The following is a 14125-nucleotide window of genomic DNA, read 5'->3' on the forward strand; positions in this document are numbered from 1 at the left end:
ATATAAAGCAAGATGGTATGGCAGAGAAATAATAATAGCACCACAAAATTATGCATCAAGTCAAACATGTAGTGAATGTGGATATAAAAATCCTGATGTAAAGAATTTAGCATTGAGAGAATGGAAATGTCCAAAGTGTGGTGCAGTTCATGATAGAGATATAAATGCAAGTAAGAATTTGCTAAAATTAGCCATGTGATTGGTATATATGGGGAAGGAACAGCCCTTTGAGCGTGGGTAATCTGGTAACAGAAGTTACCTTGACCACGAAGCCACCACTTCTATAAGTGGGGGTAGTTCACATTTTACGAGTTTATATGAAAGGATATTTTCATTTCAGTCTTTATTTATCTTTAGAGTGAACGTTTTAATCCAAAATTTAAACAAATTAATGGGGGTGTAGTTTATGAGGAGAAATTCATTTCTTACCTTTCTTGCGGCTTTAATACCTGGTGTAGGATATATGTATTTAGGACTTATAAGAAGAGGGATTCAATTTTTGCTGCTTTACCTTTTAATCGAACCTGTGTTTAGGATTGTTGGGTTATCTTTTTTAGCTTCCATTATTAAAATACCATTATGGTTTTATACCTTTTTCGATACCTTTAATGTAGCCAATAAATTGGATAGAGGCGAAATAGTTTATGATAGCGATATATTTGGAAATGGAAGTTTCCAGTTAGATGGCAGATGGGCTAACCTTTTAAACGATAAGTGGATATTAATAGCCGGATGGGCTTTAGTTATATTAGGAGTATTAGGGGTTATAAATAAAGCCTTTTATGGGAATGAAATATATAATTTAATAAGATCCTATATAAGCACTTACTTTATACCAGTTATATTTATTGCGATTGGTGCGTATCTTCTTTATCGAAATAAAAGGTAAAAAGGATGAAAATCCTTTTTACCTTATTTCTATGTTTTTGTCTTTAACATCCAATGCTACATAGAAAATTTTCAAAATTCAGGATATAATTAAATTATCTAAATTTTTGGGGGGACATGTATGGATAAAAAAGTTACAATTTGGGCTAATCTAGCTCTCTTACTTGTTGCAGCGATTTGGGGGGGAGGATTCGTTGCAACTAAGAATGCTTTGTCGGAAATCACTCCCTTATATCTTATGGCCTTTAGATTTACTATAGCTTTTTTTATTTTAGCTATTATTTTCTTTAAAAAAGTTAAAAATATTAATAAATCAGAACTTATAGGTGGGATCGTTATAGGTTTGTTTTTATTTTCAGGCTTCGCAAGTCAGACGATAGGTCTTCAGTTTACAACGCCAGGGAAACAAGCCTTTTTAACGGGAACAAATGTAGTAATGGTTCCATTTTTGTATTGGGCCCTTTACAAAAAAAGGCCGGATCTTTATTCCTTTATAGGTGCAATTTTGTGCTTTATTGGGATTGGTGCCCTTACTTATAACAAAGGCATGTCTATAAATTTTGGCGACCTTTTGACATTAATTTGTGCTGTATTCTTTGCAGGGCATATAGTATCAACGGGATACTATGCCGAAAAGTTAGAACCTATAAATTTAACAGTTATTCAATTTGGAGTTGCTGCTATCCTTTCTATTTTAACAGCGATTTTTACGGAACCTTCCATTAGATATATATCCTTTAACGGATATCTTTCAATATTATATCTTTCAATTTTATCCACCTGTATTGCCTTTTTACTCCAGACGGTTGCTCAAAAGTATACAAAGTCTACATCAGCTGCTATTTTTCTTAGCATGGAGGCTGTTTTTGGAAGCATATTTTCTGTAATTTTTATAGGTGAAACCTTTACATTGAGGACTATTATAGGATGTGCTTTAATACTTATTTCAGTTATTACAGTAGAAACAAAATGGGAATTTTTAAGAGGGCGATAAAATGTGTGGAAGGTATTGGCTTGAGGATGATCTTTTGGAGATTTCAAGTTATTTTGGTGCAAGACTTATCGATTTTAAAGATTTCACAAGGGGTGAGGTTTTTCCCACAAATCCTGCACCGATAATCACAAAAAATGTGGACAAAATTTTAGAAGGTGTGGATAAAATAATTTTAATTTACAAGTGGGGGTTTCCGCTGCAAAATAAAGCTGTATTTAACGCAAGGGCTGAAACGGTTGATAAAAAGCCTTTTTTTAAAGACTCCTTTATAAACAGAAGATGCCTTGCTGTTGCTAATGCTTTTTTTGAATGGAAAAAGGAAGGCAAAGATAAAATAAAATACAAAATAAAAAAGGAAAGTAAATTTATTTTATTTGGTGGCATATATAATAGTTTTAAAGTTGGGGAGAGTATAATTAATGCATTTACTATCCTTACAACATCACCAAATAAAGAAATGAAAAATTTGCATGACAGAATGCCTCTTATAATTGATGAAAGAGATATAGATGCATGGCTTTTTGGCGATTTAAAGGAAGCCTATAGGATAATTGATTCTAACCATAATAATAAATTATCCTTTGAACGGGAAGAAAAAGAACAATTGAAATGGATATAATTAACTCCCCTCCTTGTTTTGAATATTATAAACTAGGAGGGGAGTTTTATGAAAAGATTAGGAGATAGGATTTTTGGATTTAGTATAACGACCTTAATCTTCTTACTATTAACTTTATTTATAAGCAGCAATTTAATTTTTAAAAATATTTATAATCACTTTAAAAAAGAAGTTAGAGATTTTTTAATGGAGGGTGTAAAGCATATAAATGGTGATTACTTGGAAAAACTAATAAAAACACAGGATATGGAAAGTAAAGAATATAAGGAAATTCAAAGGGATATGATGCATTTCATTGCTGGGAGTAATATAAAATATTTTTATACCATGGCCTATAAAGGAGGAAAACTCTTTTTTGTAAACGATGCATCCTTTGACCCTTCGCCTATAGGTGAACCTTATGAAATGAATGATTATATCAAAAGGGCCCTTTGGGGTGAATTTGTGGTTACCGACAAGGCATATAAAGATAAATGGGGAACATTTATTAGTGCATTTTGCCCGGTTAGAAATTCTAATGGAGAGATTGTGGGTATTGCTGGTGCGGATATAAATGTTGATCATTTTATAGAAATAAAGGAGCAATTTAATAGGATTTTTTCATTTTTAGGAGTGCTAATACTTTTATTTTTAATTTTTGTAATTACAGTCTTTTCAAGAAAAATAAATAAAGATGTGGGCATTATTAGAGAGTCCCTTGAGAATATTGCTAATGGGAATTTAGATATTAGCTTAAAAACTCAAAGGAAGGATGAATTTGGATTAATAATCGATTGGACAAATAAAGTTATCATGAATATAAAAGATATAGTTAAAGAATTGAAAAGGCAGATTCAGTTAGTATTTGACAATATGAAGGTTATTGATGAAAAATTTGCTAGTATAAATTCAAGGCTTCAGGAGGCATCTGCATCGACGGAAGAAATATCTGCAAGCATGGAGGAAATTTTAATTTCAGCAAGAGATATAAATAAAAATACAGAGGCTGTTGACATTATGACGGATGATACATTTTTATTAACTCGAAAATCCCTTGATATTGGAGATAAAATAGAGGACAGAGCAAAGGAAATAAATCATAAGATACAAAAAAATGTTGAGGAATTCAAAATGATATATGAAGAGAGAAAATTAAGGTTGGAAAAGTCTATTGAAGAGTTAGACGCCATAAGTGAAATTTCATTGGTAGCCAACAGTATATTGGAAATAGCAGAAGCTATAAATCTTTTAGCTTTAAATGCTGCAATTGAGGCTGCAAGGGCAGGAGAGAGCGGAAGAGGATTTGCAGTTGTAGCTCAAGAGATCAGAAAGCTTGCGGAAAGAACTTCAAGGGAGGTTACATTGGTTAATGGAACTATAAAAAATGTTTTATCTTCTAAGAACTCTTTATCTGATTCTCTAAGGCAAATGATAATTTTATTAGAAGATAAGATAATTAAGGACTATGATTCTTTTAGAGGGGTTTCAAATGAATTTGAAAAAAGTGCAAAAGATTTTAAAAATCTACTAAGGGATATATATAGCAGGGCGGAACAAACGGTTGAGGGGTTTAAAGAGGTTAGGAGGAATATTTCTAACATAACAGAGATAATATCTCAGGTTACGGCGGCATTAGGGGACATTGCTCAAAACATTTCAGCGGTTGCACAGGATAACATGAATTTATCTAAGATAATGGATGAGAATTTTAATGGAAGTTTGGTTTTAAGTAAAATGATAGAAAACATAAAGACAGGCGACTAGTATTTTGCCTGTCTTTTAATTTGAATGAAATGGATAAAGTAATTGTAAAGGGCAAAAAAAGCCAAGAATATTGCACAGTATAGGAAATAAAGCCCAAACAGTTTATTAAATATAAGAATACCAATGGCAACATAAAATAGAACTGTTGCCGCCTTGCCATAGTATTTTGCGGCAACTACTGTTTCGTATTTTTTAAATAGGGTAAAGCCCCCTATGATCATAGAAATTTCCTTTATAAGAACAATATAAAAAACCCAATGGGGGATTATATTTGTATAGGATAAGGAGAATAATACAGTTAAGAGCATAAGCTTATCGGCGAGGGGATCAAGCAAAGTTCCCCACTTTGTGACCATGTTATATTTTCTTGCAATATAACCATCTAATACATCTGTGGCACCGGCTATAAAAAATATAATCATGGCAAAAAGAAAAGAATTATTTATTTTAGAAAAGTATACAAATAAATATGTAGGAATGAGGATAAATCTTAATGTAGTTAAAGCATTAGGTATATTCATGGCACCCTCCTTATGCTTTGATAATACAATTATACCACAAAAATTGTAAATTAAAACATAAAAATTATTCGAATGAACATTATTGATATTTTAAATATAATTCGTATTTAATCGAACTTAATTTTAATTATTTTCATTATAATTGACTAATATGATAGACTTTGGTATATTATAAATGCAAACACAAAAAGGGGGAACAAATATGTTTGATGTTATAATAGTAGGCGGAGGACCATCTGGAATCTTTACAGCCCTAGAGCTTATAAGAAACAACTCAAATCTTAAAATCGCTTTATTTGAAAAGGGAAAAAGCATAATAAAAAGAAAATGCCCTATTAATGAAAAAGGAGTTAAATGTCAGCACTGCAAACCCTGTGCTATAGTTTCAGGTTGGGGTGGTGCAGGTGCCTTTTCCGATGGTAAGCTTACTTTGACGACGGAATTTGGAGGAATACTTGATGAATATATTGACATAGATGAACTTAAAAAACTTATAGAATACATAGACGGAATCTACCTAGAATTTGGAGGCCCCGATGAAGTTCATGGGGAGATTAACGATAGGGTTTTAGATCTTATGAAAAGGGCAGCAGCTGCAGATCTTAAGTTTATCCCTGCTAAAATAAGGCATCTTGGGACAGATAACTGCTTTAACATATTAAAAAAGATGGAGGAATACTTAAGGGAAAGGATAGATGTAAGGACAAATACAGAGGTTAAAAGAATAATAGTTGAGGATGGCATAGCAAAGGGAGTAGAGCTAAAAAACGGTGAAGTGGTTGAAGGAAAGTTTATAGTTGTTGCGCCAGGAAGGGAAGGCTCTGACTGGTTTTCTAAAGAAATTGAAAGATTAAATTTAGAAACATCTACAAATCCTGTAGATATAGGTGTTAGGGTTGAATGCCCTGCCATCGTCTTTAAGGATATTACCGATGCCGTTTATGAATCTAAACTTATATACTACACAAAGTCCTTCGATGATAGAGTAAGAACCTTTTGTATGAATCCTTACGGAGAAGTTGTTGTGGAAAACAACGATGGCATAAAAACGGTAAATGGCCATAGTTATGCCCACAAAAAAAGCGAAAACACAAATTTTGCCCTTTTGGTATCAAAGAATTTTACAAAGCCCTTTAATTCACCGATAGAATATGGAAAATATGTTGCAAGCCTTGCAAATATGCTTGGAGAAGGAGTAATAGTTCAAAGGCTTGGGGACCTTTTAGAGGGAAGAAGGACGACGGAGGAAAGGCTAAGAAGGGGACTTGTAAGACCAACCTTAAAGGATGCAACTCCAGGGGATTTAAGTTTGGTTCTCCCATATAGATTCTTAACGGATATTATAGAAATGCTTCAGGCCCTTGATAAAATTGCACCTGGTATTTATTCAAAACATACGCTATTATATGGAGTAGAGGTAAAATTTTACTCTCTAAGGGTTAAGCTTTCATCTAACTTAGAAACACAAGTTAAAAATTTATTTGCTGGAGGAGATGGTGCAGGAATAACAAGGGGGCTTGCACAGGCTTCAGTATCAGGAGTTATTATCGCAAGGGAAATACTAAAGAGAATTTGAGGTGATAAAATGAGTTTAGTTGTTATTGGTGCCCAATGGGGAGATGAAGGTAAGGGAAAGATTACAGACTTTTTAGCAGAGGGTGCAGATGTAGTTGTAAGATATCAGGGAGGAAATAATGCAGGACATACTGTTATTGCCAATGATAAAAAATATAAGCTTCATCTTATTCCATCAGGGATACTTTACGATGACAAGCTATGCATTATAGGAAATGGTGTCGTTATAGATCCAAAGGCCCTTTTAGATGAGATTGAATATTTAAAAAACGAAGGAATAAGGGTTGACAATAAAAAGCTTTTAATTAGCGATAGAGCCCATGTTATAATGCCCTACCATAAAAAAATCGACGCCCTTTCAGAAAAGAAAAGAGGTTCAAAGGATATAGGAACTACAGGAAAGGGTATAGGTCCCTGCTATACTGATAAGCATGAAAGAACGGGCATAAGGATATGCGACCTATTAAATAAAGAGGTTTTTTATGAAAGGCTAAAAACAAACTTAGAGGTTAAAAATAGGCTAATAAGGGAAATTTACGAAGATGAGGAAATGAATTTTGATGAAATTTATAATACCTACATAGAATATGCAGAAAAGTTAAAGGATTTTATAACCGATACGTCAGTGGTTCTTTATGATAATATTAAGGAAGGCAAGAAAGTATTGTTTGAAGGAGCTCAAGGAACCCTTCTTGACATAGACTATGGAACATACCCCTATGTAACCTCCTCCCATCCAATTGCAGGAGGAGTATGTATAGGCTCTGGCATTGGTCCTACTATGATAGATAGAGTTGTTGGAGTATGCAAGGCCTACACTACAAGGGTTGGAAAGGGTCCCTTCCCAACGGAGCTTTTTGATGAAATTGGAGATTATATAAGGGAAAAGGGATTTGAATATGGAACGACAACAGGAAGGGCAAGAAGATGCGGCTGGCTTGACCTTGTTATTTTAAAGTATGCAGCAAGGATATCAGGCCTTACAAGCCTTGCAATAACAAAGATAGATACCCTTGCTGGTCTTGAAAAAATAAAGGTTTGCACAGGCTATGAGTTTGAAGGAAGGGTGATTGAAAACTTCCCGGCGTCATTAGAGGATCTTGCAAAATGCAAACCTATATACGAGGATTTTGACGGTTGGGATGAATCAATCCAAAGGGCTAAAACCTATGAAGACCTTCCGGAAAATGCAAAGAAATACCTAAAATTCATCGAAGAATATACCGGAGTTAGAATATCAATAGTTTCCGTAGGCCCAGAGAGGGAAAATACTATAGTTGTAGGGAAATATTAAAAGGCCTGGTTTCAGGCCTTTTTCTTCAATATTCCAATAGCAACTCCTATTATTCTTGCTTGATCATCTTTTATATGGATTGTTTCATAATTGGGTTTTTCTGGAACCAGAAGAACATCACCTCCAAGTCGCATAAATCTTTTTAGGGTTGCCTCTTCTCCTATGGATACCGCTACAATATCTCTATTTTGTGCACTGTTACAATTTTGTATAATCACCATATCACTATCTTCAATCCCAGCTTCAATCATGCTGTTTCCTTTATTCAAAAATCTATTATTTCATAGTAGACTTTTGAATGATATATACTGTGAATTTATTAAATATTAAATCAGAAATAAACATTTTATTTACATTATTATCGTATTTATAAAAAAACATTTAAACTAATTTTAAAATAAAGAAAAATAACCCTAAAACAAAAATTATTTTGCCACATTTGTTGAAAAAATTTTGAATTATTAATATATAGTTATACGCTTATAATTAAATTGAGGAAAGATTTAAATCTTTCTGCAAAAGAGGGATGTATATGATAACACTGACACGAAGACAAAAGGATGTTATAAAGTATTTATCTTCTATAGAGAATTTTATAACTATAAGGAATATGGCAGAAATCTTTCAAGTAAGTGAAAGAACTATAAGGTATGATCTTGATATTATAGAACGGTATTTACAGGATTTAGGACTTGATTTAATTAGAAAGCCAAATTTTGGGGTAAAAATAAAGGATATAGATCAAGCAAAAGAAAAAATCCTTACTAATCTTTTGGATTTTAATAACAGAGTTTTTTCACAAGAGGAGAGAATATTTCTAATTATAGTTTACCTGATGATTTCAGATTATTTAACTATAGAAAAGCTTGCAAATAAACTTTTTGTTAGTAAAAATACCATAGTTGCAGACCTTGCAGAGGTTGAAAGAATACTTAAGGAATATGGAATATTTCTCGATAAAAAAACATTTCACGGTATAAGTATATCAGGAGATGAGGAAGTTATTAGAAATACTTTTTCTAGCCTATATTATGAAGGAATAAAAAAATCATTCGTGACTGGGGAATTACTAAAGAAATTACTTTCATTTGAAGAATATAAAGTTGAAATAATAATATCCAATATGGAAAAAAGAATGGGTATATCCTATTGTGATTTTTCAAGAGAGGAATTGGTAATATTTATACTCTACACATTGAATAGAGCTAGCAGAAATAAGCATATATATTATGGGGAAGAAGTTATCGCCAGATATATGGATAAAAAAGAATTTAATGAACTTAAAAAAATTATTGAAGATATGGAAAATCTTAATTTTTTAAACGAAAGTGATATTTGTTATATAACTAAAATGTTTATGGGAGCAAAAATAATGAATTGTATGCTTATAAACGATAATTCATCAGATGATAATGAAGCTATGATATTAGCAAAGCAGATTATCCAAGATGCAGAAGAATATATTGGTGTAGATTTCAGTAATGATTTCGAGTTCATTAAAGGATTAGCGATTCATCTTAAAGTAGCCCTTCACAGGCTGAGAAATGATCTAATAATTGAAAATCCATTAACAGAACAGATTAAATACAGAATTCCGTTTATATATGAAATTACAAAAAAGCTTATTGGAAAATATGAGAAACTAACTGATTGTATATTTCCTGAAGATGAAATAGCTTACATAGCGATGCATATAGGTGCAGCCTTTGAAAGGAACTCTCAAAATGGTTTTATGCCTAAGGCTGTTGTGGTTTGTGGAGGTGGAATTGCTACTACAGGTATACTCAGCACAAGGCTTAAAATAATGATACCTGAGCTGAAAATAATTGGGCCCATAACTATCGATTGGCTTGGAAACACTTTAAAAGAAAATGAAGTTGATTTTATAATATCAACTATTGATTTGAAAGTCGAGGGTTATGATATTGTTAAGGTTAATCCTCTTCTTGATGTAGGGGATATTGAACGAATAAAAAACCTTATCTTTAAAAACACCTATAAAAAACAATGTAATTATCTTATCAAAAGATATGAGAGGGACAAGGAAAATAGGTTGTTCTTAGGTGAAATAATACATCCTGATTTTGTAAAATTAAAGGTTAAATGTAAGGATTGGAGAGAGGCTATAAAATTGGCGGCTAACCCTCTTTTAAATAAAGGGATTATCAGCAGGGAATATATATCTTCAATGATAAAGATTGTTGATAGTCTTGGACCTTATATGGTTTTTATCCCTGGTATTGCCTTTGCACATGCTTCACCGGAGCATTCAGTTTATGGAGAAGGGATAAGTCTAATTACACTTAAAGAACCGATTGATTTTGGAGATAGTCATAAGGAAAGAGTAGAAATAATAGTGGTCTTTGCTACAAATGACAAAAAATCAAATATTTTAACAAAACTTGTAAGTATATTAGAAAAAGATGATAATATTTTAAAAATTAAAAATGCTTTAAGTTATAGTGATATAAAAGATTTAAGCAACTAATAGGACAGGAGGATTATGCATGGAAGACGTAATAGTAAAAAACAATATAAAGCTTAAGGTTGATGCTCATAATTGGGAGCATGCAATAAAATTAGCTGGAGAAATTCTTCTATCTAGGGGAAGCATAACAGAAGATTATATACAAAATATGATAAATTCAGTTAAGGAGTATGGACCATATATAGTTATTGCACCTAATATTGCGATAGCACATGCAAGACCAGATAAAAGTGTGATTTGTTCAGATATAAGTCTGATTACGCTTAAAAAACCAGTGGAATTTGGAAATAAGCAAAACGATCCTGTATATATAGTGTTTGCATTTTCAGCAACTGAAAATGAAGCTCATTTAAAACAGTTATCAGTTATTTCACAGATTCTTGAAGATGAAGATAAAATTAAAAGAATAATAAATTCCTCGGATGAGGAGGAAGTATATAAACTAGTAAACAATAAAATTTAAGGAGGTTTTATTTATGAAAAAAATTAATATAATGGCGGTTTGTGGATTTGGGGTAGGTTCATCAATGATACTTAAAATGAAAATAGAAGAGGTGGTGAAGAACAATGGGCTAGATGCTAATGTTTTTACAGCTGATATTGGTACAGCGGCAGGAACTCCATGTGATGTTATATTTACTTCAAATGAACTTGCAGACACACTTAGGAGACAGGTTAAGGTGCCTATTATTGCAATCACGAATTTTATAAACAAAAAGGAAATTGAAGAAAAGGGACTTCCGGTACTTAGGCAGCTTTGTGATTAAAAAATAAATTTAAAGAGGGGGATGGCAAAATGACTTTTATTAACTTTATAATCAATCAAATTTTTAGAGAACCTGCTTTATTCTTAGGTATCATAGCATTAGTAGGGCTCCTTATTCAGAAAAAATCTTTTTCGGAAATAATAAAAGGAACATTTAAAACAATAATAGGTGTTGTTATATTAACCCAAGGAACAAGTATTCTTGTAAATTCAATTCTTCCTTTATCAAATGCTTTTAATGTTCTTTATCAAATACAAGGTGCCGCTGAAATAAAGCCAATGGGGACTGACAAATTTCTTGCATTATATGGTTCTCAAATAGGTATTGCAATGGTCCTTGCCTTTCTTATAAACCTTTTAGTTGCAAGATTTACAAAACTAAAAAATATATTTTTAACAGGTCATATGCTCTTCTGGTTTCCGTTTATTTTTGTTGCAACAGCTGTTGAAGCAGGTTTTAATGGTTCAGGAATAGTAATATTTGCAACTATTTTCACAGCACTTTATATAATTATAACTCCAGCTCTTATTAGACCATTTGTCAAGGAAGTTATAGGCGATGATTCTTTTACGCTTGGACATCCAACTGTTGGCCTTTCACTTGTTTCAGGCTTCGTTGCTAAAATATTTGGTGATAAGAGTAAATCGACAGAAGATATACAATTCCCAAAACAGCTTGATTTTTTGAAAGAAATAACAATAACTTCATCTCTTGTAATGTTTATTGTTTATATAATAATAGGAATTATTTTAGGTGACGAACAGGTTGCTAAGGTTTATAGTGCGGACAAGAATCTTATAGTATACTCACTCATGCAAGGGGTTCTTTTCGGTGCAGGTCTTACTATATTACTTACAGGCGTTAGAATGATGCTTGCAGAAATTATCCCAGCATTCAAAGGTATTTCAGATAAAGTTATTCCTAATGCAATACCTGCTCTTGATTGTCCGATAATCTTTCCATATGCTCCAAATGCTGTTTTAATAGGTTTTATTGTATCTATGATTACATCTGTAGTTACTCTTTTAATAGTAGGAAAGGTAGGTTTATTTCAGTATGCTGTTCTTCCGCTTACAATAACTTGTTTCTTTGAAATAGGAACTGCAGCTGTTATAGGAAATGGTACTGGTGGTATGAGAGGTGCCATAATAGGTTCTGCTGTTGCAGGAGTTATTATGATATTCTTAGTTGGATTTTCAGTTCCACTTCTAAGAAATACAGTTTCAGACTGGATATTAATATTTGGTGGAAATGACTTTTCACTCTGGACTATTATAGCAAGAGGAATAAGTAAGTTATTTGGAATGTAAAATAGGAGGCTTGACCAATGAATAAATATGTAGAGTGGTACTTTAATCATATAAAGGAAATACTGGATAAAGTTTTTGAAACTCAAGCAGATAATATCGACACTGCATCAAGTATCATTGCAGATGCAATAGAATTGGGAAACCAAATATTTGCCTTTGGAGCATCTCATGCAGGAATACTAGTTGAGGAGTTATTTTATAGAGCAGGTGGACTTGCGCTTATAAATCCAATTTTTAATCCCACGCTTATGTTGAATACAAGACCTGTGACATTGACATCAAAAATGGAAAGACTCGAGGGTTTTGGAAAAGAGATTATAAATTCGACACCTATTAAGGAAGGGGATGTATTGATTATTCACTCTGTGTCAGGTAGAAATTATGTTGCAATAGATATGGCTCTTGAAGCAAAAAAGATAGATGCAAAAATAATCGTCATAACTAACTTAGTATATTCAAAAAAACTATCCTCAAGACATTCTTCAGGGAAAATGCTCTATGAGCTTGGGGATGTTGTAATAGATAACTGTGGTGATTTTGAGGATGCAAGTACACTTATTGAAGGGATGAATCAGAAGGTTGCTCCAACTTCAACAGCAGTAGGTGCAGTAATAGTAAATGCCATTATAATTTCGATTGTTTATAAGCTCATTAAAAAGGGCATTACTCCACCGATATTTCACAGTGCTAATGTAGATGGCGGAGATGAATTTAATAGGATGATTTTGACAAAATATAAAGATAGAATACACTATATGTAAAGGATTAGCCCTTAGGGCTAATCCTTTTTAGAGTATGTCTGCTATGAATAATCGATTTATGACAAGTATCCAATAGGTTTGATATATTAATTAGCTCACTTTGGAGGGGTTTTATGAGAATAATAATCGAAGATAACTATGAAGCCTTGAGCAAAAAGGCAGCACTCATGGTAGCTGGTCAAATACTTTTAAAACCAAATACTGTTTTAGGACTTGCAACGGGAAGCACACCAATTCTTATGTATAGGGAACTTGTAAGAATGCATAAAGAAGAGGATTTAGATTTTTCAGAGGTTATTACATTTAATCTTGATGAGTATGTAGGATTAGATAGGAACGATAAAAATAGTTATTACTATTATATGTTTGAAAACTTTTTTAATCATGTTAATATAAAAATGGAAAATATTTTTATTCCAAATGGAATGGCAGACAATCTTGAAGAAGAATGTAAAAGATATGAAAGGCTCATAGAGGAAAAGGGAGGCATTGATCTTCAAATACTTGGTATAGGCAAGAACGGCCATATAGGATTTAATGAACCAGATTTAAAATTTGAGGCAACAACGCATGTTGTAAAATTAGATGATGAAACAATAAAGGCTAATTCTAGATTTTTTAATAGGATTGATGAGGTTCCAAGATTTGCAATAAGCATGGGCATAAAAACTATAATGCATTCTAGAAAGATAATTTTATTATCAAATGGAGAGGAAAAGGCAGAAGCTGTTTATAAGGCGATTTATGGACCAATAGTGCCAAACCATCCTGCATCAGTTTTGCAATTACATCCTGATGTAACTTTTATACTCGATAGAAATGCAGCTAAATACCTATCATAGTGTAAAATTATTTTAGGAAATTTTTAAGCTTAAAAAATTTAAAAATTTAGGGGTGGATTGCTATGGTAGAAATATCAATAAAAATAAATAACCCAACGGGGCTTCATGCAAGGCCGGCAAGTATACTTGTAAAAGAGGCTATGAAGTTTAAGTCGAATATTTATTTAATCAAAAATAATAAAGAATATAATGCAAAAAGTATCATGAGCGTTATGGCAATGGGGGCAGCAATGGGAGATGAAATAAAAATAAAAGCTGAAGGTGGAGATGAAAATGAGGCTATAAATTCACTTCAGAAACTACTAGAAGATTTAAAGGATTGA

At 32.4% G+C, this 14125-nt stretch carries 16 protein-coding genes; 14 read left to right on the top strand and 2 right to left on the bottom strand.

The window, feature by feature from the left end:
* The 5 genes from Q3V94_RS07325 to Q3V94_RS07345 all read left to right on the top strand — a co-directional run.
* Positions 1–199: zinc ribbon domain-containing protein (locus Q3V94_RS07325; protein ID WP_303526463.1), on the top strand; the 199-nt coding region annotated here is incomplete at its 5' end.
* Between the two features lie 207 nt (positions 200–406).
* Complete coding sequence (locus Q3V94_RS07330) at positions 407–889, top strand: hypothetical protein (RefSeq protein WP_274766607.1); 483 nt, start codon at positions 407–409, stop codon at positions 887–889.
* A 120-nt stretch (positions 890–1009) separates the two neighbouring features.
* Positions 1010–1882 carry a DMT family transporter gene (locus Q3V94_RS07335; RefSeq protein ID WP_303526468.1) on the top strand — a complete coding sequence of 291 codons (873 nt, stop codon included), beginning with the start codon at positions 1010–1012 and terminating at the stop codon, positions 1880–1882.
* A 1-nt stretch (position 1883) separates the two neighbouring features.
* Complete coding sequence (locus tag Q3V94_RS07340; RefSeq protein ID WP_303526470.1) at positions 1884–2501, top strand: SOS response-associated peptidase; 618 nt, start codon at positions 1884–1886, stop codon at positions 2499–2501.
* 48 nt (positions 2502–2549) lie between these two features.
* Positions 2550–4244: a methyl-accepting chemotaxis protein gene (locus Q3V94_RS07345; RefSeq protein WP_303526473.1), complete on the top strand. Its 1695-nt coding sequence runs from the start codon at positions 2550–2552 to the stop codon at positions 4242–4244.
* Here Q3V94_RS07345 and pgsA read toward each other — a convergent pair.
* On the bottom strand, positions 4241–4765 hold the full coding sequence (gene pgsA / locus Q3V94_RS07350; protein WP_303526476.1) for a CDP-diacylglycerol--glycerol-3-phosphate 3-phosphatidyltransferase: 525 nt from the start codon (positions 4763–4765) through the stop codon (positions 4241–4243). The two genes, Q3V94_RS07345 and pgsA, sit on opposite strands and share 4 nt — an antisense overlap.
* A gap of 202 nt (positions 4766–4967) precedes the next feature.
* Between pgsA and Q3V94_RS07355 the strand changes: the two genes are divergently transcribed.
* On the top strand, positions 4968–6341 hold the full coding sequence (locus Q3V94_RS07355) for an NAD(P)/FAD-dependent oxidoreductase (RefSeq protein WP_303526480.1): 1374 nt from the start codon (positions 4968–4970) through the stop codon (positions 6339–6341).
* Between the two features lie 9 nt (positions 6342–6350).
* Entirely contained in the window at positions 6351–7634 is a 1284-nt protein-coding gene (locus Q3V94_RS07360; protein WP_303526482.1) for an adenylosuccinate synthase, read from the top strand.
* A gap of 11 nt (positions 7635–7645) precedes the next feature.
* Here the strand turns inward: Q3V94_RS07360 and Q3V94_RS07365 are convergent, their stop codons facing one another.
* Entirely contained in the window at positions 7646–7885 is a 240-nt protein-coding gene (locus tag Q3V94_RS07365) for a LexA family transcriptional regulator (protein WP_303526484.1), read from the bottom strand.
* Between the two features lie 281 nt (positions 7886–8166).
* On the opposite strand from Q3V94_RS07365, the gene Q3V94_RS07370 reads away from it, so the two are divergent.
* The 7 genes from Q3V94_RS07370 to Q3V94_RS07400 all read left to right on the top strand — a co-directional run bounded on the left by Q3V94_RS07370 (position 8167) and on the right by Q3V94_RS07400 (position 14125).
* The gene (locus tag Q3V94_RS07370) at positions 8167–10122 is read left to right on the top strand and encodes a BglG family transcription antiterminator (protein ID WP_303526485.1); all 1956 of its coding nucleotides are present in this window, start codon (positions 8167–8169) and stop codon (positions 10120–10122) included.
* 19 nt (positions 10123–10141) lie between these two features.
* On the top strand, positions 10142–10585 hold the full coding sequence (locus Q3V94_RS07375) for a PTS sugar transporter subunit IIA (protein WP_303526487.1): 444 nt from the start codon (positions 10142–10144) through the stop codon (positions 10583–10585).
* 13 nt (positions 10586–10598) lie between these two features.
* Positions 10599–10889 (top strand): PTS sugar transporter subunit IIB, encoded by a 291-nt coding sequence (locus tag Q3V94_RS07380; RefSeq protein ID WP_303526490.1) that lies wholly within the window; start codon positions 10599–10601, stop codon positions 10887–10889.
* Positions 10890–10918: 29 nt separating this feature from the next.
* A complete protein-coding gene (locus Q3V94_RS07385) occupies positions 10919–12199 on the top strand; it encodes a PTS ascorbate transporter subunit IIC (RefSeq protein ID WP_303526492.1) in 1281 nt (426 codons plus the stop codon).
* A 17-nt stretch (positions 12200–12216) separates the two neighbouring features.
* Positions 12217–12960 (top strand): SIS domain-containing protein, encoded by a 744-nt coding sequence (locus Q3V94_RS07390; protein WP_303526495.1) that lies wholly within the window; start codon positions 12217–12219, stop codon positions 12958–12960.
* Between the two features lie 113 nt (positions 12961–13073).
* Positions 13074–13802: a glucosamine-6-phosphate deaminase gene (gene nagB, locus Q3V94_RS07395; protein WP_303526498.1), complete on the top strand. Its 729-nt coding sequence runs from the start codon at positions 13074–13076 to the stop codon at positions 13800–13802.
* A gap of 62 nt (positions 13803–13864) precedes the next feature.
* Positions 13865–14125: an HPr family phosphocarrier protein gene (locus Q3V94_RS07400; protein WP_303526500.1), complete on the top strand. Its 261-nt coding sequence runs from the start codon at positions 13865–13867 to the stop codon at positions 14123–14125.

This window comes from Caloramator sp. CAR-1, assembly GCF_030546345.1.
GTDB classification, from domain to species: Bacteria; Bacillota; Clostridia; order Clostridiales; family Caloramatoraceae; genus Caloramator; species Caloramator australicus.